26 protein-coding genes are annotated in these 26,566 nt (G+C 62.1%); 20 read left to right on the forward strand and 6 right to left on the reverse strand.

Annotated elements, in window-relative coordinates:
- Positions 1–10 precede the first annotated feature (10 nt).
- Positions 11–1,192 (reverse strand): acyl-CoA dehydrogenase, encoded by a 1,182-nt coding sequence (locus NRG23_RS18585; protein ID WP_009046307.1) that lies wholly within the window; start codon positions 1,190–1,192, stop codon positions 11–13.
- Positions 1,193–1,349: 157 nt separating this feature from the next.
- On the opposite strand from NRG23_RS18585, the gene NRG23_RS18590 reads away from it, so the two are divergent.
- The 11 genes from NRG23_RS18590 to NRG23_RS18640 all read left to right on the forward strand — a co-directional run bounded on the left by NRG23_RS18590 (position 1,350) and on the right by NRG23_RS18640 (position 11,496).
- A complete protein-coding gene (locus NRG23_RS18590) occupies positions 1,350–2,249 on the forward strand; it encodes a LysR family transcriptional regulator (RefSeq protein ID WP_009046306.1) in 900 nt (299 codons plus the stop codon).
- A gap of 451 nt (positions 2,250–2,700) precedes the next feature.
- Positions 2,701–3,822, forward strand: a complete 1,122-nt coding sequence (locus NRG23_RS18595) for a Re/Si-specific NAD(P)(+) transhydrogenase subunit alpha (RefSeq protein WP_016703895.1) — start codon at positions 2,701–2,703, stop codon at positions 3,820–3,822.
- Between the two features lie 15 nt (positions 3,823–3,837).
- Positions 3,838–4,161 (forward strand): NAD(P) transhydrogenase subunit alpha, encoded by a 324-nt coding sequence (locus NRG23_RS18600; RefSeq protein WP_003187010.1) that lies wholly within the window; start codon positions 3,838–3,840, stop codon positions 4,159–4,161.
- On the forward strand, positions 4,161–5,597 hold the full coding sequence (locus NRG23_RS18605; RefSeq protein WP_106696173.1) for an NAD(P)(+) transhydrogenase (Re/Si-specific) subunit beta: 1,437 nt from the start codon (positions 4,161–4,163) through the stop codon (positions 5,595–5,597). Before NRG23_RS18600 ends, NRG23_RS18605 begins: the two co-directional genes overlap by 1 nt.
- Before the next feature lie 180 nt (positions 5,598–5,777).
- Positions 5,778–7,271 carry an acetyl-CoA hydrolase/transferase family protein gene (locus tag NRG23_RS18610; RefSeq protein ID WP_009046303.1) on the forward strand — a complete coding sequence of 498 codons (1,494 nt, stop codon included), beginning with the start codon at positions 5,778–5,780 and terminating at the stop codon, positions 7,269–7,271.
- A 319-nt stretch (positions 7,272–7,590) separates the two neighbouring features.
- The gene (locus tag NRG23_RS18615) at positions 7,591–7,806 is read left to right on the forward strand and encodes a DUF1127 domain-containing protein (protein ID WP_007924247.1); all 216 of its coding nucleotides are present in this window, start codon (positions 7,591–7,593) and stop codon (positions 7,804–7,806) included.
- Positions 7,807–8,173: 367 nt separating this feature from the next.
- Positions 8,174–8,293, forward strand: a complete 120-nt coding sequence (locus NRG23_RS32885; protein ID WP_373922263.1) for a DUF1127 domain-containing protein — start codon at positions 8,174–8,176, stop codon at positions 8,291–8,293.
- Between the two features lie 164 nt (positions 8,294–8,457).
- Positions 8,458–8,775: a DUF2388 domain-containing protein gene (locus NRG23_RS18625; protein WP_009046302.1), complete on the forward strand. Its 318-nt coding sequence runs from the start codon at positions 8,458–8,460 to the stop codon at positions 8,773–8,775.
- 106 nt (positions 8,776–8,881) lie between these two features.
- The gene (locus NRG23_RS18630; RefSeq protein ID WP_009046301.1) at positions 8,882–9,190 is read left to right on the forward strand and encodes a DUF2388 domain-containing protein; all 309 of its coding nucleotides are present in this window, start codon (positions 8,882–8,884) and stop codon (positions 9,188–9,190) included.
- A 27-nt stretch (positions 9,191–9,217) separates the two neighbouring features.
- Positions 9,218–9,538, forward strand: coding sequence for a DUF2388 domain-containing protein (locus NRG23_RS18635; RefSeq protein WP_009046300.1), 321 nt, complete (start codon positions 9,218–9,220; stop codon positions 9,536–9,538).
- Positions 9,535–11,496: a DUF4105 domain-containing protein gene (locus NRG23_RS18640; RefSeq protein WP_257371615.1), complete on the forward strand. Its 1,962-nt coding sequence runs from the start codon at positions 9,535–9,537 to the stop codon at positions 11,494–11,496. Before NRG23_RS18635 ends, NRG23_RS18640 begins: the two co-directional genes overlap by 4 nt.
- Positions 11,497–11,552: 56 nt before the next feature.
- Here the strand turns inward: NRG23_RS18640 and NRG23_RS18645 are convergent, their stop codons facing one another.
- Positions 11,553–11,954, reverse strand: a complete 402-nt coding sequence (locus NRG23_RS18645; protein ID WP_009046298.1) for a GFA family protein — start codon at positions 11,952–11,954, stop codon at positions 11,553–11,555.
- A 341-nt stretch (positions 11,955–12,295) separates the two neighbouring features.
- Between NRG23_RS18645 and NRG23_RS18650 the strand changes: the two genes are divergently transcribed.
- The 9 genes from NRG23_RS18650 (at position 12,296) to NRG23_RS18690 (ending at position 22,453) form a co-directional block, all read left to right on the forward strand.
- Positions 12,296–13,603 carry a CitMHS family transporter gene (locus NRG23_RS18650; protein WP_007924260.1) on the forward strand — a complete coding sequence of 436 codons (1,308 nt, stop codon included), beginning with the start codon at positions 12,296–12,298 and terminating at the stop codon, positions 13,601–13,603.
- 87 nt (positions 13,604–13,690) lie between these two features.
- Positions 13,691–14,458: a TerC family protein gene (locus tag NRG23_RS18655; RefSeq protein WP_009046297.1), complete on the forward strand. Its 768-nt coding sequence runs from the start codon at positions 13,691–13,693 to the stop codon at positions 14,456–14,458.
- Between the two features lie 214 nt (positions 14,459–14,672).
- Positions 14,673–16,331, forward strand: coding sequence for a Na/Pi cotransporter family protein (locus NRG23_RS18660; RefSeq protein WP_009046296.1), 1,659 nt, complete (start codon positions 14,673–14,675; stop codon positions 16,329–16,331).
- A 56-nt stretch (positions 16,332–16,387) separates the two neighbouring features.
- Entirely contained in the window at positions 16,388–17,773 is a 1,386-nt protein-coding gene (locus NRG23_RS18665) for a pitrilysin family protein (RefSeq protein ID WP_124300991.1), read from the forward strand.
- 61 nt (positions 17,774–17,834) lie between these two features.
- Complete coding sequence (locus NRG23_RS18670; RefSeq protein ID WP_009046294.1) at positions 17,835–18,866, forward strand: DUF5924 family protein; 1,032 nt, start codon at positions 17,835–17,837, stop codon at positions 18,864–18,866.
- A gap of 69 nt (positions 18,867–18,935) precedes the next feature.
- The gene (locus NRG23_RS18675) at positions 18,936–20,084 is read left to right on the forward strand and encodes an ABC transporter permease (protein ID WP_016703904.1); all 1,149 of its coding nucleotides are present in this window, start codon (positions 18,936–18,938) and stop codon (positions 20,082–20,084) included.
- Entirely contained in the window at positions 20,081–20,884 is an 804-nt protein-coding gene (locus tag NRG23_RS18680) for an ABC transporter ATP-binding protein (RefSeq protein WP_007924271.1), read from the forward strand. The genes NRG23_RS18675 and NRG23_RS18680 overlap by 4 nt, the downstream gene beginning before the upstream one ends.
- A gap of 1 nt (position 20,885) precedes the next feature.
- Entirely contained in the window at positions 20,886–21,824 is a 939-nt protein-coding gene (locus tag NRG23_RS18685) for an MlaD family protein (RefSeq protein WP_009046292.1), read from the forward strand.
- Positions 21,821–22,453 carry an ABC-type transport auxiliary lipoprotein family protein gene (locus NRG23_RS18690; protein ID WP_009046291.1) on the forward strand — a complete coding sequence of 211 codons (633 nt, stop codon included), beginning with the start codon at positions 21,821–21,823 and terminating at the stop codon, positions 22,451–22,453. The genes NRG23_RS18685 and NRG23_RS18690 overlap by 4 nt, the downstream gene beginning before the upstream one ends.
- A 71-nt stretch (positions 22,454–22,524) precedes the next feature.
- Here the strand turns inward: NRG23_RS18690 and NRG23_RS18695 are convergent, their stop codons facing one another.
- The 4 genes from NRG23_RS18695 to NRG23_RS18710 all read right to left on the reverse strand — a co-directional run bounded on the left by NRG23_RS18695 (position 22,525) and on the right by NRG23_RS18710 (position 26,530).
- Positions 22,525–23,754, reverse strand: a complete 1,230-nt coding sequence (locus NRG23_RS18695) for a nucleoside recognition domain-containing protein (RefSeq protein WP_038635619.1) — start codon at positions 23,752–23,754, stop codon at positions 22,525–22,527.
- Positions 23,755–23,960: 206 nt separating this feature from the next.
- Positions 23,961–25,292, reverse strand: coding sequence for a glutamate/aspartate:proton symporter GltP (gltP, locus tag NRG23_RS18700; RefSeq protein ID WP_007924276.1), 1,332 nt, complete (start codon positions 25,290–25,292; stop codon positions 23,961–23,963).
- 606 nt (positions 25,293–25,898) lie between these two features.
- Positions 25,899–26,363, reverse strand: a complete 465-nt coding sequence (locus tag NRG23_RS18705; RefSeq protein ID WP_124339413.1) for an inhibitor of vertebrate lysozyme family protein — start codon at positions 26,361–26,363, stop codon at positions 25,899–25,901.
- Positions 26,364–26,365: 2 nt separating this feature from the next.
- Positions 26,366–26,530, reverse strand: coding sequence for a DUF1328 domain-containing protein (locus tag NRG23_RS18710; RefSeq protein ID WP_003177151.1), 165 nt, complete (start codon positions 26,528–26,530; stop codon positions 26,366–26,368).
- Positions 26,531–26,566: the final 36 nt, after the last annotated feature.

Genomic DNA, 26,566 nt, shown 5'->3' on the forward strand with positions numbered 1-26,566 from the left:
CGCTCTCCTATTAGTAGAACGCCTGGATGCCGGTCTGCGCGCGCCCCAGGATCAGGGCATGGACGTCATGGGTCCCTTCGTAGGTATTCACCACTTCCAGGTTGACCAGGTGACGGGCGATGCCGAACTCGTCGGAGATGCCGTTACCCCCCAGCATGTCGCGGGCCATGCGAGCGATGTCCAGAGATTTGCCGCAGGAGTTGCGCTTCATGATCGAGGTGATTTCAACCGCCGCCGTGCCTTCATCCTTCATCCGGCCCAGACGCAGGCAGCCTTGGAGGGCGAGGGTGATCTCGGTCTGCATGTCTGCCAGTTTTTTCTGGATCAGTTGGGTAGCCGCTAGCGGGCGACCGAATTGCTGACGATCCAGGGTGTATTGGCGAGCGGTGTGCCAGCAGAATTCGGCCGCACCCAGAGCGCCCCAGGAAATGCCGTAGCGGGCAGAGTTCAGGCAGGTGAACGGACCTTTCAGGCCACGCACGTCCGGGAAGATGTTCTCTTCCGGAACAAAGACGTTGTCCATGACGATTTCGCCGGTGATGGAAGCGCGCAGGCCGACCTTGCCGTGAATCGCCGGAGCACTCAGACCTTTCCAGCCTTTTTCCAGCACGAAGCCGCGGATATCGCCAGCATCGTCCTTGGCCCACACCACAAACACATCAGCGATCGGACTGTTGGTGATCCACATCTTGCTGCCAGTCAGGCTGTAACCGCCGTCCACCTTGCGAGCACGGGTAACCATCGCGCCCGGGTCGGAACCATGGTTGGGTTCGGTCAGACCAAAGCAGCCGATCCACTCGCCAGAAGCCAGTTTCGGCAAATACTTCTGCTTCTGGGCTTCGGTACCAAATTCGTTGATCGGCACCATCACCAGGGAGGACTGCACGCTCATCATCGAGCGGTAGCCGGAATCCACACGCTCCACTTCACGGGCAATCAGGCCGTAGCAGACATAGTTCAGGCCGCTGCCACCGTACTGCTCGGGAATGGTGGCACCCAGCAGGCCGACTTCGCCCATTTCGCGGAAGATCGCCGGGTCGGTCTTTTCATGACGGAAAGCTTCGAGCACACGCGGCGCCAGCTTGCCCTGAGCGAATTGCTCGGCACTGTCGCGCACCATGCGCTCTTCTTCAGTGAGCTGTTGATCCAGCAGAAGGGGATCGATCCAGTTGAAGCTTGCTTTACCGCCCATGAGTGAGTCCTCGTGAAGTAGGTCAACGTTCGTGGGTTGATCCTAGGCCGGCTTGCCGGGCGCGGCAAACGAGGATTTCGCATACTGTTGTGCTAATTTCTCACTCCGTAACAGCCGTAAGTGGCTTTTAGCGATTCCATTAGTGAGATTGCCGTACATGCGCAGAAAGATCCCCAGCACAGCCGCCCTGATCAGCTTCGAAGCCGCCGCACGCCACGAGAGCTTTACCAAGGCGGCGCAGGAGCTTTCGCTAACCCAGGGCGCAATTTGCCGACAGATCGCCAGCCTGGAAGAGTTTCTCGGGGTCGAGCTGTTCCGCCGGTCCCGGCGCGGCGTCAAGCTGACCGAAGCCGGGCTCTCCTACAGCCGCCGCGTGGCCACCCAACTGGACGCGGTGGAGCGCGACACGCTTTCCGTCATGGGCCAGCAGGGCGCCAACGTCATCGAGCTGGCGGTGGTCCCGACCTTTGGCACCCAATGGCTGCTGCCCCGACTCAAGGATTTTCAGCAGCGACACCCGGAAGTCACGGTCAACCTGACCAACCGCACCCGGCCTTTCCTGTTCGCCGATACCGACTTCGACGCCGCGATTTACTTTGGCGATGCCGACTGGTCGGGCACCCAATCCCATCGCCTGATGGGAGAAAACCCAATGCCGGTGTGCAGCCCCGCGACCCTGGGTAACCGCACCCGGCTAAGTGCCGAAGAAATCGCCGAGCTGCCGCTGCTGCAGCAGACCACGCGCCCCTATGCCTGGCGGCAATGGTTCAACTCACAGCACCTGAATATCCCGCGGGACATGACAGGCCCGCGTTACGAACTATTCTCCATGCTGGCGCAGGCCGCCATGCACGACATGGGCATCGCCCTGATCCCGCCATTCCTTATTCAACGGGAGCTGAGGGAAAAGCGCCTGGTGATCGCCAACCCCGAAGCCCTGGCGAGCATCAAGGCGTATTACCTGATGATTCCCGAGCGCAAGGTGGAATCAGCGTCTTTACGGGCTTTTCGCGATTGGCTGGTGGAGCAGGCACAAAGCTACAGCCTAGAGAAATAGCAGGGCAGGGCAACAAGCTGACTTCGTAGTCAGAAAAAACCAAACACTACAGATATAACTAAATGTCGCATTCAGACAGACTGTATCGATAAGCGGGACAACCGTCCTACAAGCGCCTAACCACGTGGCTTGTAGGGCTTTTTGAGGGTCATGAACGCTCATTCACGCGAGCAATATGAAAATTGTTTTATTTTCCGTCGAAATCCTTACAGGTCACGACTTACAAGGGATTGAGCCCAACCCTTGCGACATTCGGTCACAGGGTGACTTGTAGTTAATTTTCCGTCACCCCTCATAATCCCTTGAAGGGCGTAATGTTCGCCTGCAAAATGCCGCGCCCCGCCTTGATTCTGGCGGGATCGTGCTGATCGGCCGCCCCAGCTGCACCATCCGTAGTGCGCTGGCCTTCTAGAAAAGATCGAAAGCAATAAGATCAAGCAGGAGATTTGACGTGCACATTGGTGTTCCTCTCGAGACCCAAACGGGTGAAACACGGGTTGCTGCAACCCCGGAAACCATCAAGAAACTGATCGGCCAGGGTCATAAAGTCACTGTGCAGAGCGGCGCCGGCATCAACGCCAGTGTTGTCGACAGTGCCTATGAAGCGGCAGGTGCAACCATTGGCAGCGCCAACGATGCATTCGGCGCGGAGCTGATTCTCAAGGTCGTGGCTCCCAGTGACAGCGAGCTGGCCCTGATCAAAAGCGGCACCGTCCTGGTGGGCATGCTCAATCCGTTCAGCAATGAAACCATTGCCAAGATGGCCGAATGCGGCATCACCGCCTTTGCCCTGGAAGCAGCGCCACGCACCTCGCGGGCCCAGAGCCTGGATGTGCTGTCCTCGCAAGCCAACATCGCCGGTTACAAGGCGGTGCTGCTCGCTGCCCACTATTACCCGCGCTTCATGCCGATGCTGATGACTGCCGCGGGCACCGTGAAAGCTGCTCGCGTGCTGATTCTCGGTGCCGGGGTTGCCGGCCTGCAGGCCATCGCCACCGCCAAGCGCCTGGGCGCGGTGATCGAGGCCTCGGACGTGCGTCCGGCGGTCAAGGAACAGATCGAATCCCTGGGGGCCAAGTTCGTCGACGTGCCTTACGAGACCGATGAAGAGCGCGAATGCGCCGTCGGTGTCGGTGGTTACGCGCGCCCGATGCCTGCCAGCTGGATGCAGCGCCAGGCCCAGGCCGTGCACGAACGCGCCAAGCAGGCGGACATCGTGATCACCACCGCCCTGATTCCAGGCCGCAAGGCGCCAGTGCTGCTGAGCGCCGAAACCGTGGCCCAGATGAAGCCAGGCTCGGTGGTCGTCGACCTCGCCGCGGCCCAGGGCGGCAACTGCCCGCTGACCGTGGCGGATCAGGTGGTCGTCGAAAATGGCGTGACCATTGTCGGCCCGACCAACCTGGCCGGTGCTGTCGCTGCCGATGCCTCGGCGCTGTACGCCCGCAACCTGCTGGACTTCCTGAAGCTCGTCTTCACTAAAGAAGGTCAGTTCGAGGTCAACCTAGAAGACGACATCGTCGCCGCGTGCCTGATGTGCCGCGACGGCCAAGTCATCCGTAAAAACGCCTAAGCAGGGATTCAGACGATGGAAGAGCTTATCTCCCCCGGTATCTACAACCTGATCATCTTCGTGCTGGCGATTTATGTCGGTTATCACGTGGTCTGGAACGTTACACCCGCACTGCACACCCCGCTGATGGCGGTAACCAACGCCATTTCGGCGATCGTGATCGTCGGCGCCATGCTGGCCGCCGCCCTGACCGTGACGCCGCTGGGCAAGACCATGGGCACGCTGGCCGTGGCCCTGGCCGCGGTCAACGTGTTCGGCGGCTTCCTGGTAACCCGCCGCATGCTTGAGATGTTCAAGAAAAAAGCCCCGAAAGCCGTAAAAGAAGAGGCGCCCAAGTAATGAGCATGAATCTGGTAACGACGCTCTACCTGATCGCGTCGATCTGCTTTATCCAGGCCCTCAAAGGCCTGTCGCACCCGACCTCCTCGCGTCGCGGCAACCTGTTCGGCATGCTCGGCATGGCCCTGGCGATCGTCACCACCGTCGGCCTGGTGTTCAAGCTCGGCGCGGAACTGGCGACCGTTGGCATTGGCTACGTGATCGTCGGCCTGCTGATCGGCGGCACCGCCGGTTCGATCATGGCCAAGCGCGTGGAAATGACCAAGATGCCGGAGCTGGTGGCCTTCATGCACAGCATGATCGGTCTGGCGGCGGTGTTCATTGCCATTGCTGCCGTGGTCGAACCGCAGTCCCTGGGCATCGTCCAGCAGTTGGGGGATTCGATTCCGGCCGGTAACCGCCTGGAGCTGTTCCTCGGCGCAGCCATCGGTGCCATCACCTTCTCCGGTTCGGTGATTGCCTTCGGCAAGCTGTCGGGCAAGTACAAGTTCCGCCTGTTCCAGGGCGCACCGGTACAGTTCGGCGGCCAACACAAACTGAACCTGATTCTCGGCCTGGCGACCCTGGGCCTGGGCGTGACCTTCATGTTCACCGGCAATCTCAGCGCCTTCGCCCTGATGCTGGTCCTGGCCTTCGTGCTGGGCGTGCTGATCATCATCCCGATCGGCGGCGCCGACATGCCGGTGGTGGTGTCGATGCTCAACAGCTACTCGGGCTGGGCAGCGGCGGGGATCGGCTTCTCGCTGAACAACTCGATGCTGATTATCGCCGGCTCCCTGGTGGGTTCGTCCGGTGCGATCCTGTCGTACATCATGTGCAAGGCGATGAACCGTTCGTTCTTCAACGTACTGCTTGGCGGCTTCGGCAACACTGCAGACGCTGGCGGCCCGGCGGGCGCGCAAGAAGCCCGCCCGGTGAAGTCCGGCTCGGCCGACGACGCCACCTTCCTGCTGACCAACGCCGACACCGTGATCATCGTTCCGGGTTACGGCCTGGCGGTCGCGCGGGCCCAGCACGCGCTGAAAGAGCTGACCGAGAAACTGGTACACCGTGGCGTGACCGTGAAGTACGCGATCCACCCGGTAGCAGGGCGCATGCCCGGCCACATGAACGTACTGCTGGCCGAGGCCGAAGTGCCGTACGACCAGGTGTTCGAGATGGAAGACATCAACTCCGAGTTCGGCCAGGCCGACGTGGTGCTGGTGCTCGGCGCCAACGACGTGGTCAACCCGGCGGCGAAGAACGATCCGAAATCGCCGATCGCCGGCATGCCGATTCTCGAGGCGTTCAAGGCCAAGACCGTCATCGTCAACAAGCGTTCGATGGCCAGCGGTTATGCCGGCCTGGACAACGAACTGTTCTACCTGGACAAGACCATGATGGTGTTCGGCGACGCCAAGAAAGTCATCGAAGACATGGTCAAAGCCGTCGAGTAAACCCTGCTCCAGCGCAACACCCAAGACCTCAGCCTTTAGTAGGCTGGGGTTTTTTATTTCCCGCACAAACCCGACAAAAGGCTCTAAATCGCGGCCTTTCATTCGACCTTGGTAGCGGGACGAATTTTTTTGAAATCACTAGACTGCGCATCTTGCTTCCGCTGCCCGAGATAACAATCCATGTACCGTGATCGTATCCGCTTGCCTTCGTTGTTGGATAAGGTGATGAGCGCCGCCGACGCTGCCGCTCTGATTCAGGACGGCATGACCGTCGGCATGAGCGGCTTCACCCGCGCCGGCGAAGCCAAGGCCGTGCCCCATGCATTGGCCGAGCGCGCCAAGGTAACCCCACTGAAAATCAGCCTGATGACCGGCGCCAGCCTGGGCAACGACCTCGACAAGCAACTGACCGAGGCCGGTGTCCTGGCCCGACGCATGCCGTTCCAGGTCGACAGCACCCTGCGCAAGGCGATCAATGCCGGCGAGGTGATGTTCATCGACCAGCACCTGTCGGAAACAGTGGAACAGCTGCGCAACCAGCAGCTCAAGCTGCCGGACATCGCCGTCATCGAAGCCGTGGCGATCACCGAGCAAGGCCATATCGTGCCGACCACCTCGGTGGGCAACTCCGCCAGTTTCGCGATCTTCGCCAAGCACGTGATCGTCGAGATCAACCTGGCGCACAACCCGAACCTGGAAGGTCTGCACGACATCTATATCCCGACCTACCGGCCGACCCGCACGCCCATCCCGCTAGTGAAGGTCGACGACCGTATCGGCAGCACCGCCATCCCGATCCCGGCGGAGAAGATCGTCGCTATCGTCATCACCAACCAGGCGGACTCGCCATCCACTGTTTCGACGCCAGACAGCGAAACCCAGGGGATCGCCAATCACCTGATCAACTTCTTCAAGCAGGAAGTGGACGCTGGGCGCATGAGCAACAAGCTCGGCCCGCTGCAGGCGGGTATTGGCAATATCGCCAACGCGGTGATGTGCGGCCTGATCGAGTCGCCGTTCGAAGACCTGACCATGTACTCCGAAGTGCTGCAGGATTCGACTTTCGACCTGATCGACGCCGGCAAGCTGAGCTTCGCTTCGGGCAGCTCGATCACCCTGTCGAGCCGGCGCAATGCCGATGTGTTCGGCAACCTGGAGCGTTACAAGGACAAGCTAGTGCTGCGCCCGCAGGAGATCTCCAACCATCCGGAAGTGGTGCGTCGCCTGGGCATCATCGGCATCAACACCGCCCTGGAGTTCGACATCTACGGCAACGTCAATTCCACCCACGTCTGCGGCACGCGGATGATGAACGGCATCGGCGGTTCGGGTGACTTCGCGCGCAACGCGCACCTGGCGATCTTCGTCACCAAGTCCATTGCCAAGGGCGGGGCGATTTCCAGCGTGGTGCCGATGGTCAGCCACGTCGACCATACCGAACACGACGTCGACATCCTGGTGACCGAAGTCGGCCTGGCCGACCTGCGTGGCCTGGCGCCACGGGAGCGGGCCCGGGTGATCATCGACAACTGTGTACACCCGGACTATCGCCAGCCCCTGAATGACTACTTCACCGCCGCCTGCGCCCTGGGCGGCCACACGCCGCACATCCTGCGCGATGCCCTGCGCTGGCACATGAACCTGGAAGAAACCGGGCGCATGCTCGCTGTGTGATGGGTACAGTCGATGGCTGACGCAAGCACAGTTGCGTCAGCTCATCGACAGCCCTTAAACACTTGTCAAAAACTGTACTGCTGTACTGGTGTTTTACCCCCTCAAAACCCCACCTTTTTCAAGAAAACGTCCTGAAACGCACCTAAATGGTGCTGATAGGTACAGTTGCATCATTTCCGAACAGTACAGCACCTATAAACAGTTAACTGGTCCCTCACAATACAGATGAACTGTATCTACAGAGACTGGCGCGAGAGGAGGATCATGGGCTCCAGTTAAACCACTACCTAATCCCGCCACAAGCGGAAGGATGCACACCATGGAACGTACACTCAGTTCCGAACTGTTCTTCGAAGACAAAGCTGCAAAAACCCAGGCCTCCCTGCCTCTGCGCGTTCTCGCCAACCTGATGTTGTGGCAGCGCCGCATCTCCAGCCGCCACCAACTGGCTCGCCTGGATTCGCGTCTGCTGGCTGACGCAGGTATCAGCGAAGCTCAACGCTACGAAGAGCTGAGCAAGCCGTTCTGGCGCTAAGTTAGCGTCGCTGGCCCTGACCCACCGGGTCCACCGCCAGCACCCCGAATTGAAAAAACAAAACCCGTCGCGGGCAACTGCGACGGGTTTTGTCGTTTTAGGCCTGGCAATACTGGGAAGAGCCGGTACAGAAAGGGTATGGCCAGACAGGTACAGTTTAAATATAAATAAAACTGGACCAGTACAATTTCACACTGTTGTATCTGTATACGAGCCTGCGTGAATAGCAACATGGTGTCCCAAGTCCCTGACTTCGGCCTGCCGAAAGGACCGCACCATGAACCACATACCAGGACGTATCGCACCTCTCAGCTTCTCCCATCCTCAGATAAGCGCGTGGAAACGCTTGTACCGCGCCTTGTGCCAAATGCAACAGAACGCCCGGACACGCCGCGTACTGGCAGGGCTCAACGATCAGCAATTGTCCGATGTAGGCATCAGCCATAGCGACCGCATGGCTGAACTGGAGAAACCCTTCTGGCGCTAGTTCGCGCCAAGACAGCAGAAGAGGGCTATTCGAACAGATGGGGTGGGCCTAATATCCAGTAGCGTGTAGCGATTTTCCTGAAGGGGCGTCTGATTCATCTGCCCCACAGTGACTACCCGGTGCCCACTCAGCACCACCCTATCTGTTATCAAGGAGTTTTACCTATGTCCCGTCTTCGCCTGCTCAGCGCTGCTGCCTTGCTGGCCTTGGCCTCCAACGCCCACGCCTCCAGCTTTATCGTCACCACCGATGCGGTTGTCGGCGCACTCAAGGCCACTTCCGATGCGACTTCCGACGTCACATCCTCGTTCCGTGACGACAAAATCGTGCGCGCCGCTCGTGACGACGCCGCCAGTTTTGTCGCCACCGAAGGCGCCATTCGTGGAGTGAAGCTGGAAAGCGCGTTTGACCACATCCGCCAACAGTTGCCACAACTGAGCGCTACTGACGCCCAGCTCGCTCAGGCCATCCTGACGATCTGACACCGGTCCGGCGACGGGTGCGCCCAACGCACCCGAAACCCTGGGCGCTGGCTCTCGCCCGGGCATTGCGCTAGCCTTGCCGCTGGTTTTTCAGCTGTCGAGACTCATGCGTTTTTTCAGATCCCTGCTTACCGTCCCTTCGTTGATTGCCGTTTGCTGGACAGGCTCGGCGGCTGCTTTCGACTTGAGCACACAAGGCCTGGTCATCACTGGCTACGCCACCAGCAAGGTGACCTCCGCGCCTTTCGACAACAAACGCGTACTGGCTGCCCAGGATGATGCCGCGGCGTTCGTCGCCACTGACGGCCACCTGCGCGGAGCCCGGCTGGAATCAGCCCTGAAATACCTGCGTAAAACCCAGCCACAACTTCATGTCGGCGACCTTGAACTGGCGCAGGCAATTCTCGTCCAATAACTATCCCTGTCATCCCGGAGTCGTTCCATGCGTAGCCCGCTGATTGCTGCCACCCTTGGCCTGTTGCTGTTGGCTGATGTGGCCCAGGCACAAACCCTGGTAGCCACCAGTAACATCATCGTTCGAGCCTTTGGTCGTACCATCGATTTCACCTCGGACACCACCACCTCCATCCGCGACTCGAAAATCGTGCGTGCCGCCCATGACGACGCCGCCAGCTTCGTCGCCAGCGACGGCGATATTCGTGGCGCCCAGCTGGAGGCCGCCTTCGATACCTTGCGTAACCGCGTGCCGGAAGCCCGCGACGCCAGTGATCAGGTGCTCGCCGAAGCCATCCTCGCACTGTGAGGCCGCTCGCTGCCTGGCTGCTGGGTGCAGCGCTGTTACTCTTGGGCAACAGCGCTCAGGCCGACCTGCAACTGCGGCTCAAGACCGAAGGCTTGAGCCCGGAGCAGCAGCACGCCAGCCAGGCGCTGCTGGATGAAGCGATGCAAGCGCTGCCGCCGCGCTTCATCGAACAACTGGACCGTCGCATCGATGTCGGCTGGACCGACGACATGCCTCACAACGCCTACGGCCAGGCAGCGCTGGTCGACGAACTCGACCTGAATCGCAAGCTGCTGGCCAGCCTCACCGACGGCAGCGCGGCCACCCAGAAAACCCATCGCCCCCATGGCACCGTGCGCCGGGAAATGCTCGCCACCGTGCTGCACGAACTCACCCACATTTATGACCGTTCGCGCCTGTGGCCTGGCGCCGAGCGCACGCTGATCCAGCGTTGCAGCCGCCAGAACAGTGCCTCGGGCCTGATCGGGCTGCCGGACCAGTGCCGCGGCCAGACCGCGCGCCGCTTCACCCTCAGCGACGACCCGCGCCTGCTCGACCTCGCCGGCTGGCCGCAATACGTCGGCCGCCGCGGCGAACGCGAGCAGTACAACCGCCAGATCGCCCGCAGCCCGGATATCTACGAAACGACCAACCCGAAAGAGTTCGTCGCGGTGAACATGGAGTACTTCCTCCTGGACCCGAGCTACGCCTGCCGCCGGCCAGCGCTGTACCGTTATTACCAGGAGCATTTCGGCTGGGCGCCGAAGGCCAAGGACACCTGCACCCAATCCTTCGCCTTCCTCAATGCCGGCAACGACTTCGCCAAGCAGCCGCTGGGCAAGGTCGACCCGGAGCGGGTCTACGCCGTGGATTACCTGCTGGCCGAAGCCAACCAGAACTGGGTCAGCCGCTGGGGGCACAGCATGTTGCGCCTGGTGATCTGTGCACCTGGCCGGCCACGCGGGCCGGATTGCCGGCTGGACCTCGAGCAGCACCTGGTGCTGTCCTACCGCGCCTTTGTCGGTGACGTGCAGCTGTCGAGCTGGGACGGCCTGGTCGGCAAATACCCGTCCCGCCTGTTTATCCTGCCGTTGGCCCAGGTCATCGATGAATACACCAAGACCGAGTTGCGCAGCCTGGCTTCGGTGCCGCTGAACCTCTCGCGCAGCGAGATCGAAGAGGTGGTCGAACGCGCCGCCGAGATGCACTGGAGCTACGACGGCAACTATTACTTCCTGTCCAACAACTGCGCCGTGGAAAGCCTGAAGCTGCTGCGCAGCGGCAGCAACAATGCCCAGCTCACCGGGCTCGACAGCATCATGCCCAACGGCCTGCTGGAAGTGCTCAAGGGCCGTGGCCTGGCCGACACCAGCGTGCTGGACGACCCTCGCGAAGCCTTGCGCCTGGGGTATCGCTTCGACTCTTTCCGCGACCGTTACCAGGCGATGTTCGAAGTGTTGAAAAAGCATCTGCCGATCAAACAGAACAGCGTCGAAGACTGGCTGTCCCTGAGCGCCGCGCAGCGCCGCCAGTGGTTCGACCAGGCAGACCTGCGCACCAGTGCTGCCTTGCTGCTGCTCGAACAGGCAAGCTTCCGGCGCCAGCTGCTGCTGGCCCAGGACGAGGTCAAGCAGCGTTATCTGGGCGCTCGCGACCTGCAGAACGGCGGCATGGACAAGGCCAACAAGACCCTGCAGGAAATCCTCGCCAACAGCGGCTTCCTCAGTCGCCCGGCCGAGTTGCTCGGTAGCAGCGGCTATGGCTTGCCGCAGCCAAGCGAATGGCAACGCCTGGAGTCGGAAAGCAGCCTGCGCCAGAAACAGCTGCAGGCCCTGACCGGCGATCTGGACAAGGAAGTACGGGCCTTGCTGGAGCCGAACCGCGCCGCCGAAATCGCCGCCAACGAAGCCAACCTGAAACAGCTGGGCGAACACCTGCGGGCCTTGCACAAGGCCGCGGGCGGGCTGGAACTGCCCTGATCCCGCATCGCGGGCCAGCCTCCTTCATAGCTGGCCCGCGAAGCGATCCCGCAACCTTACAACGTCTCCTCGGCCTCTCCCGGCAGCTGCTCATCCAGGTGCAGCCAGGGCAAACGGCTGTCGGTCCAGATATGCCGCTCGGCCGGCGCCAGTTCCGGATGATCCAGGGTAGCGATGGTCACATCGATGCTGTCCGGGCTCAGTTGTGTGATCAGCGCCAGATGGGCACCGCAGTTCGGGCAGAAGTACCGCGCACAGCCGGGTGAGGAGTGGTAACACGCCGGCGTCCCGGCCAGCCACTGGAAAGCCGGGCGGGGCAGGGTGATCCAGGTGGTCACCAGGCCGCCGCTGACCCGTCGGCAGATCGAACAATGGCAATGGGCGATATCGCGCAACGGCCCGCTGAACTGATAACGCAGCTGGCCGCAATGGCAACCGCCGGTATGCAACAGGCTCATACAAGGACCTCCCATCGAATGGCAGCGGAAAACTCCGTCAGCAGGCCGATCTGGTTGTTTTTTAACCGCACGTCGGCTTGCGACGCATCTGATCATTGCTTTCTACAACGAAAGGTAGCTGAAAGCTTCCGCGATTAGGATCGCCTCCACTGCCGGCAACAGACCGGTTGGCCATTGGGCGTTTTCGCGCCTCCAGGCCCAATTAACAACAACAATGGTGATTCTGATGTCCGTTCGTACCCGCCTTTTCGCCCCGCTTCCTCCACGTCCCGCGCTTCCCGTTCTGCGCTGACCCCAACCGGTTTGCCATTCCCTAGCCGCGCTACGCCTGGAGTATTCCCATGCTGACTTTCCTTGGCTTCGCCATGGTCATCACCTTCATGTTCCTGATCATGACCAAGCGCCTGTCCGCGCTGATCGCCCTGATCATCGTTCCTATCCTGTTCGCGCTGTTCGGCGGCTTCGCCCCGAAGATCGGCCCGATGATGCTCGAAGGCATCACCAAGCTGGCACCGACCGGCGTGATGCTGATGTTCGCCATCCTGTATTTCGCCCTGATGATCGACTCCGGCCTGTTCGACCCGGCCGTGCGCAAGATCCTCAAGCTGGTCAAGGGTGACCCGCTCAAGGTCTCGGTCGGTACCGCCGTGCTCGCGCTGGTGGTGTCCCTGGACGGCGACGGCGCCACCACCTACATGATCTGCGTGGCGGCCATGCTGCCGCTGTACAGCCGCATCGGCATGAGCCCGCGGATCATGGCCGGCCTGATCATCCTGGCCGGCGGCGTGATGAACATGACTCCCTGGGGTGGCCCGACCGCCCGTGCCGCCAGTGCGCTGCATGTCGACCCGTCGGACATCTTCGTGCCGATGATCCCGGCGATGCTGGCCGGCGTGGTGGCGATCCTGGCGATCGCCTATATGTACGGCAAGCGCGAACGTGCGCGCCTGGGTGAACTGCACCTGCAGGGCGACGAGATCGACCACAGTGAAATCAGCGTTTCGCAGTTCCCGGACGCCCGCCGTCCGAAGCTGATCTGGTTCAACGGCGCACTGACCTTCGCCCTGATGTGCGCACTGATCGCCGGCCTGTTGCCGCTGCCAGTGCTGTTCATGGTGGCCTTCAGTATCGCGATGATCGTCAACTACCCGTGCCTGCAACAGCAGAAGGACCGCGTCGCGGCCCACGCTGGCAGCGTGCTGGCGGTGGTCGGGCTGATCTTCGCCGCCGGTATCTTCACTGGCATCCTGTCCGGTACCGGCATGGTCGACGCCATGTCGAAGAGCCTGCTGGCGGTGATTCCGGATGCACTGGGCCCGTACCTGGCGGTGATCACCGCGCTGGTGAGCATGCCGTTCACCTTCTTCATGTCCAACGATGCCTTCTATTACGGCGTGCTGCCCGTTCTCGCCGAGGCCGCCAGTCACTACGGCATCACCGCGGTGGAAATGGCACGTGCCTCGATCGTCGGCCAACCCGTCCACTTGCTCAGCCCGCTGGTACCATCCACCTACCTGCTGGTGGCCCTGGCCGGTATCGAGTTCGGCGATCACCAGCGCTTCACCCTCAAGTGGGCAGTACTGGTTTGCCTGTGCATAATGTTCGCCGCCTTGCTGATGGGGATTTTTCCGCTGTTCAGCACTCTATAAAAAGCAATGACTCACCGCGTCGGCCGCTAGACTTCGTTCTCGGAAATCTCGACTGGCGCGGTACAACACTCGCTCAAAGGAATACACATGGAATGGCTGACCAACCCGGAAATCTGGGTTGCCTTCTTTACCCTGACCGCCCTGGAAATCGTCCTGGGTATCGACAACATCATCATGATCTCGATCCTGGTCAGCCGCATGCCCAAACACATGCAGGCACGGACCCGGATTTTCGGCCTGGCGCTGGCCATGATCACGCGGATCCTCCTGCTGCTGTCGATCACCTGGGTCATGCGCCTGACCGCCGACCTGTTCGTGGTCTTCGGCCAGGGTATTTCCGGGCGTGACCTGATCCTGTTCTTCGGTGGCCTGTTCCTGCTCTGGAAGAGTTCCCAGGAGATGTACCACGCCCTGGAAGGCGAGGACGAAACCGCGGAAGAACCAAGCGGCAAGGGCGGCAACTTCCTCTACACCATCATCCAGATCGCGATCATCGACATCGTGTTCTCCCTGGACTCGGTGATCACCGCCGTCGGCATGGTCTCCCATGTGCCGGTCATGGTCGCGGCGATCATCGTCGCGGTGCTGGTGATGATGCTGGCCTCGGGCACCATCAGCGAGTTCATCGACAAGCACCCGTCGCTGAAGATGCTGGCGCTGTCGTTCCTGCTGGTGGTCGGTACCGTACTGATCGCCGAGGCGTTCGAAGTGCATGTGCCAAAAGGCTACGTCTACTTCGCCATGGCCTTCTCGCTGGCGGTGGAGGCGATCAACATCAAGATGCGCACTGCCATCGCGAAAAAGAAAAAGCAGCAGGACCCGGTGAAACTGCGCAAGGACATCCCGGGTCAATAACCCGAGAGCGCAGCAGAAAAAGGGGCTTTCGAGCCCCTTTTTCACATCCGCGAAAAGCCGTTTTTTCATGACAGTTTTGTTTCAATCGCCGCATCAGCTATGCGATGCTGGCGCACAGACCGTTAGCCAACTACAGCTTAAGTACAGAACGTAGAACGACGCGCGGCACCGTTAACTTGCCCCTCTGGGGCGCTATTCACCACAGGGGGCCGTTATGCTCACCCTGCTCAATTTGCTCTCCGCCGTGGCCTTGCTGATCTGGGGCACGCATATCGTCCGCACCGGCATCCTGCGGGTCTATGGCTCGAACCTGCGTCACCTGATCGGCCAGAACATGGCCAAGCGTCCGCTGGCCTTCATCGCCGGGATCCTGGTCACCGCCATGGTCCAGAGCAGCAACGCTACGGCGATGCTGGTCACCTCGTTCGTCGGCCAGGGGCTGATGGCCCTGACACCCGCCCTGGCGACCATGCTCGGCGCCGACGTCGGCACCGCGCTGATGGCCCGGGTGCTGACCTTTGACCTGTCCTGGCTGTCGCCGCTGCTGATCTTTCTCGGGGTGATCTTCTTCCTGTCGCGCAAACAGACCCGCGCCGGCCAGCTCGGGCGGGTAGGGATCGGCCTGGGGCTGATCATCCTGGCACTGCAACTGATCGTCGAAGCCGCCGCGCCCATCACCCATGCCCAAGGCGTGAAAGTCCTGTTCGCCTCGCTGACCGGCGACATCCTGCTCGATGCCCTGATGGGTGCGCTGTTCGCCATGATTTCCTACTCCAGCCTGGCGGCCGTGCTGCTTACCGCGACCCTGGCCGGAGCCGGCGTGATCAGCCTGCCGGTGGCCATCGGCCTGGTGATCGGCGCCAACATCGGCAGCGGGGTGCTGGCCTTTCTCAGCACCAACATGCAGAACGCCGCCGGCCGCCAGGTGGCGCTGGGCAGCCTGCTGTACAAGCTGATCGGCCTGCTGCTGATCATTCCGGTGCTCGACCCGCTCGCCCACTGGATGGACAGCCTGGACTTCAGCCCGCAAGAGGTGGTGATCGGTTTCCACCTGCTCTACAACACCCTGCGTTGCCTGGTGCTGCTGCCGACGGTCGGGCCGATGGCCAAGGTCTGCGCCTGGCTGCTGCCGGAGCGCCCGGAAACCAACGGCCGGGCCAAGCCTCGCCACCTCGATCCGACCGCCCTGGCCACCCCCAGCCTGGCCCTGGCCAACGCGGCGCGGGAAACCCTGCGCATCGGTGACCTGATCGATAACATGCTCGAAGCCGTGCGCGATGTGCTGCACGGCAAGCAGACCGCGATCACCCAGGAAATGCGCAACCTCAACGACGACGTCGAAGTGCTCTATAACGCGATCAAGCTCTACCTGGCGCAGATGCCCCGGGAAGACCTCAGCGAACAGGACAGCCGGCGCTGGGCCGAAATCATCGAACTGGCGATCAACCTGAAACTGGCCAGCGACCTGATCGAACGCATGCTGCGCAAGATCCAGCAGCAGAAGACCGCGCAGCGCCGCTCCTTTTCCGAAGTCGGCATCGAGGAACTGGTCGGCCTGCATGAACAGCTGATCGCCAACCTGCGATTGGGGCTTTCGGTGTTTCTCAGCGCCGATCCGGAAAGCGCCCGGCAGTTGCTGCGGGAAAAACGCCGCTTTCGCGCTCAGGAACGTCGCCTGGCCCATGCCCATGTCAGCCGCCTGCAACGTAAAATCGTCCAGAGCATCGAGACCAGTTCGCTGCACCTGGAACTGATCGCCGATATGAAACGCTTGAATTCGCTGTTCTGCGGCAGCGCCTACGTGGTGCTGGGGACGTCCGAAACCGGTGCGCTCGCCGTGGACGATATGGCTGACATCACCCATTCACCCTGAACGTCCACAGTTACCCGAAGTCTGTAGAACTTACGCCCGTCGTAAGGAAGCCTGTTATGCGTTGCCTGTTATTCGCCTGTCTGCTGCTCGGATCAGCCCACTCGTTTGCCCTGGATCGCTTCCAGGTCGAGGGCTACATGCTGCCCAACGGCCTGCAGTTGCTGCTCAAGCCGGGCAGCGAGCGCGGCCACGTGGCGATTCGCCTGGTGGTCGGGGTAGGGCTGGACGACTTCGGCTGCGCCGACAAGGAGCTGCCGCATGTGCTCGAACACCTGCTGTTCAGCGGCATCGACGCCAGCGGCGAGGGCGGGCTGGAGGAGCGCATGCAAGCCCTGGGCGGCGAGTGGAACGCCTATACCAGCAATGCCGACACCACCTTCGTTATCGAGGCCCCGGCGAAAAACCAGCGCAAGGTACTGGACCTGCTGCTGGCCCTCTTGACCCGCACCGAACTCGACGACAGCGCACTGCAAACGGCGAAACGGGTGGTCGAGCGCGAGGACGGCGGGCACTACTCGCACCTGCAACGCTGGCTGGACCGCCAGGACCTCGGCCACACCGCCAGCAACCAGCTGGCAGTGGAACTGGGCCTGAAATGCGCCGAACGGGCCGAGGTCGATCAACTGACCCTCGAACAGCTGGAGCGGCTGCGCAAGGACTGGTACGCGCCGAACAACATGACCCTGATCGTCGTCGGTGACCTTGACCGCCTGTTGCCGGCCTACCTGGAGCGCAGCTACGGCGCGCTGGAACCGGTGGAGCCCAGCGAGCACCAGGGCCTGCCGGACATTCAACAAACGGCCGTCGCCGAGCGCAGCCTGATCCACGGCTGGGTCGGCGACAGCGCCAAGCTGCATTGGCTGTTTCCCGAGCCAACCCTCGACCGGCAGCACGATGAAACCTTCGACCTGCTCAAGGATTACCTGGACTGGGCGCTGTACCAGAAGCTGCGCCTGCAGCACGAGCTGTCCTACGGACCGAACAGCGAACGCGAGGTGTTCGGCGGCGTCGGCTTTCTCAGCCTGAATGCCGACCTGGAGCGCGCGGACGTGCCGCAGGCCCGGCAAGCGATCGATGAGCTCAAGGCACAACTGCTCAAGGACGGCCTGGAGCCGGCCACCTTCGCCCGCCTGCAACAGGCCGCCATTGCCCGCCAGGCCTGGGCGGTACAGGGCAACAGCGCCCTGGCGGACTACTACTGGGGCGCCTTGAGCGACTATGCGGACGGACATTTCAGCGACCCGGCCAAGCGCCTGAAAGCCGTCAGCCTGAAGCAGGCCAACCAGGCCATGCGCCAGCTGCTTGAGCAACCCGGCTACCTGCGGATCGAAAAACCGCTGCTGAGCTACACGGCCTTGAGCGGGCTGATCCTCGGCGCACTGCTATTGATCATTTTGGCGCTGTTCGGCTGGCGCGCTTATCGCAAACGAATCCGTGGCTGATGCGTCTTTTGTCATGCTAAACCGTTATTCTGTCGGGGATTTTTTCTAGTGTGATCGCCGAATGCCAAACCTGACTCATTACATGCAGCGCATCCTGGAACTGATGAAGCGCTACCCAGGGGTCATTGCGCTCGGCGGTTTCATTTCCGGTGTCGGCAGTTTCATCCTGGTGGACCGCCAACAGGGCCTGGCCACCTGGATCGCCGTGATCATGCTGGTGAGCTGGATCTGGCTGATGCTGGAAAACAGCCTGACCCAGCTGTTCACCAAGATCTTCAAGCGGGAAATCCCCCAGCCGCTGCTGCGTTACGCAACGCAGATGATTCACCAGGAAAGCCTGTTTTTCGTCCTGCCGTTCTTCTTCATCACCACCGCCTGGAACAGCGGACAGCTGGTATTCACCGGCCTGCTGGGCGCCTCGGCGCTGGTCTCGATCATCGACCCGCTGTACTACAAATGGCTGGCCCCGCGGCGCTGGCTGTTCCTCGCCCTGCACACCCTGACACTGTTCGCCGCGCTGCTGACCGCGCTGCCGATCATCCTGCACCTGACCACCGCGCAGAGCTTCAAGCTGGCCCTGGGCATCGCCATGCTGCTGTCATTCCCCAGCCTCGCGTCGATCTTCCCGATCCGCAACCTGCGCGGCGCGCTGATGCTGCTGGGCATGACCCTGGCCATCGGCGGCACCGGCTGGCTGCTGCGCTCCTGGGTTCCGCCGGCGACCTTGTGGATCGCCGAGGAAGCCATCAGCACCCAGTTGCAGGACCGCACCCCCGGCGCCAGCCTCAAGGAAGTCAGCGCCAGCGACGTGCGCAGCACCGGGCTGTATGCCTACACCGCGATCAATGCGCCGCGCGGGCTGGACGAGCGCATTTATCACGTCTGGCAATTCAACGGCAAAGAGGTCGACCGGGTGGCCCTGGACATCCACGGCGGGCGCAAGGAGGGCTACCGCGCCTGGTCGCACAAGCAGAACTTCCCCGGCGATCCGACCGGCAGCTGGCAGGTCCGGGTGCTGACCGAAGACGGGCAGGTGATCGGCGTGCTGCGCTTCAAGATCACCGGCACCAACGGACAAAACTCAGCACCTTAGTACAAGGCAAAGTCGCCTCGATCGTGGTATTACGTAGCACTGCGTAAAAACCATACAAGCACGGAGCTTATGACCCAGAGCGCGACGGCCGGCAGTGCCCAACTGGATACGTCAAGTTCCCCCTCGCGGTTGCGAGTCACGGGGGACTGGACGCTCGTCCATTACACCGAGCTCAAGCACCTCTGCGAAAAGCTCACCGGACAATACGACACCAGCACCCACATCGACCTCAACGGCCTCGGCGCCCTGGATACCGCGGGCGCCTCGCTGCTGGTCGAACTGCTGGGTTCCGAGCGTCTCGGCAAGTCTGCCGAACACCCCGACTGCACCCTGTCTTCGGCCGACCGCGCGCTGCTGCAGACTGTCTATTGCTCGCTGAGCGACTTCTGCGTGCCGCTCAAGGAACCGGAAGTATCGGTCGGCATCCTGTTGCTGACCCGGATCGGCAAGGCGGTCGACGCCATCTGGCAGGACAGCCTGAAGCTGCTGGGTTTCGTCGGCCTGATCCTGGAAACCCTGGTCCGTGGCCTGCTGCATCCCAAGCGCTGGCGCATCACGCCGATGGTCGCGCATATCGAGCAGACCGGCCTCGACGCCGCGCCCATCGTCGCTCTGCTGACCTTCCTGGTGGGCGCCGTAGTGGCCTTCCTCGGCGCCACGGTGCTGCAGAGTTTCGGCGCCAGCATCTTTACCGTGGACCTGGTGGCGTTCTCCTTCCTGCGTGAATTCGGTGTGCTGCTCACGGCGATCCTCATGGCCGGCCGGACCGCGAGCGCCTTTACCGCGCAAATCGGCTCGATGAAGGCCAACGAAGAAATCGACGCCATCCGCACCCTGGGCCTGGACCCGATGGAGCTGCTGGTGCTGCCCCGGGTCCTGGCGCTGCTGGTGGCGCTGCCGATGCTGACCTTCCTGGCGATGCTCTCGGGGATTGTCGGTGGCGGGGTGGTCTGTGCGCTGTCGCTGGATATCTCGCCAGCGATGTTCCTCGCCTTGCTGCAATCGGACATCGGCGTGCAGCATTTCCTGGTGGGCATGGTCAAGGCGCCGATCTTCGCCTTCCTGATCGCCGCCATCGGCTGCCTGGAAGGCTTCAAGGTCAGCGGCAGCGCCGAGTCTGTGGGGGCCCACACCACGTCCAGTGTGGTGCAATCGATCTTCGTGGTGATCGTCCTCGATGCCGTCGCCGCGCTGTTCTTCATGGAGATGGGCTGGTGAACCGTTCAACCCGTCCGCCTGCCGAGGCGGTGATCGAAGTCCGCGGCCTGTGCAATCGCTTCGGCCCGCAGAGCGTGCACGAAAACCTCGACCTGGACCTGTACAAGGGCGAGATCCTCGCCGTGGTCGGCGGTTCGGGCAGCGGCAAGTCGGTACTGCTGCGCAGCATCATCGGCCTGCGCCAGCCCAGCGAAGGCTCGGTGCGGGTGTTCGGCCAGAACCTGCCAAGCCTGGCGGAACATGAGCGCTCGCTGATCGAACGGCGCTTCGGCGTGCTGTTCCAGAAGGGCGCGCTGTTCTCGTCGCTGACCGTGACCGAAAACGTCGCCCTGCCGCTGATCGAGCACGCCGGCCTGAGCCGCGCCGACGCCGAGCACCTGGCGGCGGTGAAGCTGGCTCTGGCCGGGCTACCGCTGTCGGCGGCCGACAAATACCCGGCCTCGCTGTCCGGTGGCATGATCAAGCGCGCCGCCCTGGCCCGGGCGCTGGCCCTGGACCCGGACATCCTGTTTCTCGACGAACCCACCGCCGGCCTCGACCCGATCGGCGCCGCGGCGTTCGACCAATTGATCCTGACCCTGCGTGACGCCCTGGGTCTGAGCGTGTTCCTGGTCACCCACGACCTGGATACGCTGTACACCATCACCGACCGGGTGGCAGTGCTGGCGCAGAAAAAGGTGCTGGTGGCGGATGCCATCGACCAGGTCGCCGAGACCGACGACGCCTGGATTCACGAGTACTTCCATGGCCCTCGCGGCCGCGCGGCGTATCAGGCCGCTACACAGCTCAACGAGGTATGACATGGAAACCCGAGCCCATCATGTACTGATCGGCCTGTTCACCGTGATTGTGGTGGTCGGCGCCCTGCTGTTCGGCCTGTGGCTGGCCAAGTCCAGCGTCGACACGGAGTTCAAGGACTACGAGGTCGTGTTCAACGAGGCCGTCAGCGGCCTGTCCAAAGGCAGCGCCGTGCAGTACAGCGGGATCAAGGTCGGCGATGTGGTCAGCCTGCGCCTGGACCCGAACGACCCGCGCCGGGTCCTGGCGCGGATCCGCCTGAGCGGTGAAACCCCGATCAAGGAAGACACCCAGGCCAAGCTGACCCTGACCGGCATCACCGGGACTTCGATCATCCAGCTCAGTGGCGGTACTCCACAAAGCCAGCCGCTTCAGGGCAAGGACGGCAAACTGCCGGTGATCGTCGCTTCGCCATCGCCGATCGCCCGCCTGCTGAACAACAGCGAAGACCTGATGACCAGCGTCAACCTGCTGCTGCACAACGCCAACAGCATGTTCTCGCCAGAGAACGTCGAGCGCATCGGCAACACCCTCGAACACCTGGAGCAGACCACTGGGGCCATCGCCGAACAGCGCGGCGACGTGCGCCTGGCCATGCAGCAACTGGCGTCCATCGGCAAGCAGGCCAGCGCCACCCTGGAACAGACCACCGCGCTGATGCGCAATGCCAACGGCCTGCTCAACGAGCAGGGCAAGCAGATGTTCGGCAGCGCCGAGCTGGCCATGCAATCGCTGGAACAGAGCAGCGCCACCATCAACAAACTGCTGACCGACAACCAGGACTCGCTGAACAACGGCATCCAGGGCCTCAATGGCCTGGCGCCGGCGGTGCGCGAGCTGCGCGACACCCTGAGCTCGCTGCGGGCCATTTCGCGTCGCCTGGAAGCCAACCCCAGCGGCTACCTGCTGGGCAGTGACAAGAACAAGGAGTTCACGCCATGAAGCGTGCCTATCGCCCATTCGGCCGGCTGGCCCTGGCCGCCGGCTTCGCCTTGAGCGGCGCCTGCTCGATCCTGCCCCAGGCCGACCCAGTGGATATCTATCGCCTGCCCACGGCCCAGAGCGCCGCAGCCCAGCCTCAGGGACACACACAGCCCTGGTCCCTGCGCCTGACCAAACCCCTGGCGAGCGACGCCTTGAACAGCGCGAGAATCGCTGTGATCCCCCAGGGCGATGTGATCAGCAGCTACAAGGACGCGCGCTGGAGCGATCCGGCGCCGGTGTTGTTGCGCAATCGGCTGCTGGACGGATTCCTCGCCGACGGTCGGGTGCAACTGCTGGGCACCGACGACAGCGATGTGCAGACCGATCTTGAACTGGGCGGCAACCTGCAGGCATTCCAGAGCGAATACCAGGGCAAGGCCGTGGCGGTGGTGATCCGCCTGGATGCGCGCCTGGTGCGCGGCTACGACCAGAAGATCCTGGCCAGCCAGCGCTTCGAAGTGCGCCAGCCGCTGAACGATACCAAGGTGCCGGCGGTGGTCGCCGGATTTGGCCAGGCGGGGGATACCCTGAACCGGCAGGTGGTGGAGTGGACGGTGAAGCAGGGCAGCCAGCTGGTCAGGCGCTGACGGCCTCATCGCGGGTAAGCCTCGCTCCTACAGGATGTTTATCGTCCTTGTAGGAGCGAGCTTGCTCGCGATCAGCCGAAGAACCAGTAGCACACTGCAATCGCCGCCACCACGCCGGCCAGCTCGGCCAGCAGGGCGCAGCCGACGGCATGGCGCGCGCGCTGGATGCCGACCGAACCGAAGTACACCGCCAGCACGTAGAAGGTGGTCTCGGTACTGCCCTGGATAGTCGCCGCGGCCAACGCCGGGAAACTGTCCACGCCCTGGGTCTGCATGGTTTCGATCAGCATCGCCCGCGCGGCACTGCCGGAGAACGGCTTGACCAGGGCCGTCGGCAGGGCATCGACGAAACGCGTGTCCCAGCCAGCCCATTCCACCAGATGACGGATGCCGTCCAGGCCGAAGTCCAGGGCCCCGGAGGCGCGCAGCACGCCTACCGCGCAGAGCATCGCCACCAGATACGGCAGCAGGTTCTTGGCGACGTCGAAACCTTCCTTGGCGCCCTCGACGAAGGCCTCGTAGACCTTGACCTTGCGTAACGCGCCAATCACCAGGAACAGCATGATCAGGCCGAACAACGTCAGGTTGCCCAGGATCGACGACAGCGACGCCAGCGCGGTGGCCGACAGCGTGGCCAGCAGGGCCATGAAGCCGCCCAGGGCCAGGGCGCCGGGAATCAGGTAGGCCAGTACCACCGGATCCCACAGGCGCAGGCGCTGCATCAGCGCGACCGACAGCAGGCCGACCAGGGTCGAGGCGCTGGTGGCCAGCAGGATCGGCAGGAACACCAGGGTCGGGTCGGCGGCGCCCTGCTGGGCGCGGTACATGAAGATGGTCACCGGCAGCAGGGTCAGGGACGAGGCGTTCAGCACCAGGAACAGGATCTGCGCGTTGCTCGCCGTGGTTTCGCTGGGGTTGAGGTCCTGCAGGGCGCGCATGGCCTTGAGGCCGATCGGCGTGGCGGCGTTGTCCAGCCCCAGGCCGTTGGCCGCGAAGTTCAGGGTGATCAGGCCAATAGCCGGGTGCCCTGGCGGCACGTCCGGCATCAGGCGGGTGAACAGCGGGCCCAGGGCCTTGGCCAGCCAGTCGACGATCCCGGCCTTCTCGGCGATCCGCAAAAAGCCCAGCCACAGGGTCAGGGTGCCGAACAGCAGCACCATCACTTCCACCGACAACTTGGCCATGGCGAAGATGCTTTCCACCATCGCCGAGAAGATCCCGGCGTTACCGCCAACCAGCCACTGCGCCAGCGCTGAAACGGCCGCCACGATGAAGAAGCCAAGCCACAGGCCATTGAGCATCAGTTATTCCCCCAGAAGATGCGGCGAATGATAGCGGGGCGGACAGAAACGACAAACCCCGGATTGACCGGGGTTTGTCGATGATGACAGAGCAGAACATTGCTAGCCGCTGCCACAGGCTGCGCTCGCCTGCGCAGGAGGCGCCGCGGCCCGGATCGCGAAGTTCCTGCGGAACTTATCGCAGCCTTCGGCAGCGGCTACAGGTATCAGCCTTTGGTGACTTCACCGGCCGGCAGCGGCTCCTTGCTGCGCCAGTGCGGCAGGGAGTTCCAGTAGCGCTGGCCCTTGGCGTCGTCGTACATGCCTTCCCAACGAGCGATGACCAGTACCGCCAGGGCGTTGCCAATCACGTTCAGGGCAGTACGGGCCATGTCCATGATGCGGTCGACACCGGCGATGAAGGCCAGGCCTTCCAGCGGAATGCCCACGCTGCCCAGGGTCGCCAGCAGGACCACGAAGGACACGCCCGGTACGCCGGCGATGCCTTTGGAGGTGACCATCAGGGTCAGGACCAACAGCAGTTGCTGGCTGATCGACAGGTCGATGCCGTACAGCTGCGCGATGAAGATCGCCGCGATGCTCTGGTACAGGGTCGAACCGTCGAGGTTGAACGAGTAACCGGTCGGCACCACGAAACTGCAGATGGCTTTCGGCGCACCGTAGGCTTCCATCTTCTCGATCACCCGCGGCAGCACGGTTTCGGAGCTTGCGGTGGAGTAGGCCAGCACCAGCTCATCCTTGAAGATGCGCATCAGCTTGATCACCGAGAAGCCGAACAGGCGAGCGATCAGGCCCAGGACCACGAAGGCGAAGAAGGCAATGGCCACGTAAACCAGGATCACCAGCTTGGCCAGCGGCAGCAGGGAGGCGAAACCGAAGTTGGCCACAGTCACCGCGATCAGGGCGAATACGCCGATCGGGGCGTAGTTCATGATCATGTGGGTGACTTTGAACATGCTTTCCGAGACGCCCTGGAACATCTTCACCAGCGGCTCGCGCAGGTCGGCCTGCAGGCTCGACAGACCGAGGCCGAACAGCACCGAGAAGAAGATGATCGGCAGCATCTCGCCGCGGGCCATGGCCGCGAAGATGTTCGATGGGATCAGGTTGAGGATGGTTTCGATGAACGCGTGTTCATGCTGTACCTCGGCGGCGGTCGCCTGGTACTTGGAAATATCCACGGTACCCAGGGTGCTCATGTCGATGCCGGCGCCCGGGTGGAACACGTTGGCCAGCACCAGGCCGACCAGGATCGCGATGGTGGTGACGATTTCGAAGTAGATGATGGTCTTCAGGCCGATACGCCCGAGTTTCTTCGCGTCGCCCACGCCGGCGATACCGACGATCAGCGAGGAAATCACGATCGGGATCACGATCATCTTGATCAAGCGGATAAAGATATCGCCCGCAGGTTGCAGGACGTTGCTGATCCACCAGGCTTTTTCGGCACTGAAATGGTTGAGCAGCGCACCAATTGCAATCCCCAGCACCAGACCGATGAGGATCTGCCAGGCGAGGCTTAGTTTTGCCTTCTTCATATCATTACCCTTACTTCAGTTGGACTCGGGCTGATGCGCGAACTGGAACGCTCAATGGCGGAAAAGTCTGTGCATCGGCCCCCGTATAAGGTCACCCCGAGCGAGCATTTACGGCTCTCTGCAGGCGAAAAAAGGCGCAACTATTCCGACGCAAGGGGGGCGCGTCTAATGCCGTAAACGCCTACCCTATGCCGAATCGGCATGAGTTTTTCTAAACGAAACGGGCGTCCCAACCGGTTCGAATGCGACATTTCGGCCTGGCCATCTACCGTGAAACGGCCATTTCAGGCGGCATTCAGCGCTTTTGGAAGGATTCGGAATGACCTTCGAAAGAAGGGAAAGTTCTTACGTTAGAACCAGAAATCCCGTCTGGAAAAAGGCAAAAGTTTCTCGATGTACGGTCGCAAAGAAACACCGTGAAACGGTTAGGCCAGGCAACTCGGAATATTTGTCGCGAACCCCTGCCTGAAAAAGCAGGCACCGCTCTGCCACAAAGGTTTGTGGCATTCAAACACGACGCAAGTCGTCAAGCCTGAGCGGCTTGCGAGCTTGCGCCGCAGTTTTTCCTGACCCGGCCCTCGCGGAGGCACTCCCTGTCCCCCAAACTCAGTACCAGTTCGGGTCCTTTTTCAGCTGTTCCCTGAGCAAGCCCTGCATGCCAGCGTCCGGCTTGCCGAGAAAACGGTATTCGGCATGGCGGGTCGGCGACTTGTCCGCGGGCAGGCCCGCCGGCACTTCGACCAACATGGCGTAGGCGTGTTTCTTGTCGAAACTGAACGCCACGATCAGGCGCTGGTTGCGACAGGTATCGCGGGTTTCGCAAAGCGGACCGACCAGGTACTTGTCGCCGTCTTCTTCCAGCGCATTCATCTGCTGCGCATCACCGGACAGGTTCATCACCCACTCCGGCAGGCGCTCTTCCTTTTCGACGACGTCCTGCCAGGTTTCACGGTATTGCGGGTCGCTGTTCAACAACTCGTTGACCCGGGTCTGACCGTCGTTGGCTGCCATCGCCGTGGCCGCGCCGCCCAGTAACAGGGCGGCGGCCATTGCTTTCAAAGAAACGCTCATGTTCAACCTCGACCACGACGGCCAAAGAAGAAGGAAGCAATGAACATCACCAGGAAAACGACAAAGAGAATCTTGGCGATACCCGTGGCGGTGCCCGCGATACCACCGAAGCCCAGTACCGCGGCGATGATGGCAATGATCAGGAATGTGATTGCCCAGCTCAACATGGTCATTCTCCTTACGCTTCTATTTAGAGGTACTGC

Origin of the sequence: Pseudomonas sp. T8, from assembly GCF_024610635.1 — a bacterium.
Taxonomy (GTDB): Bacteria; Pseudomonadota; Gammaproteobacteria; order Pseudomonadales; family Pseudomonadaceae; genus Aquipseudomonas; species Aquipseudomonas chlororaphis_I.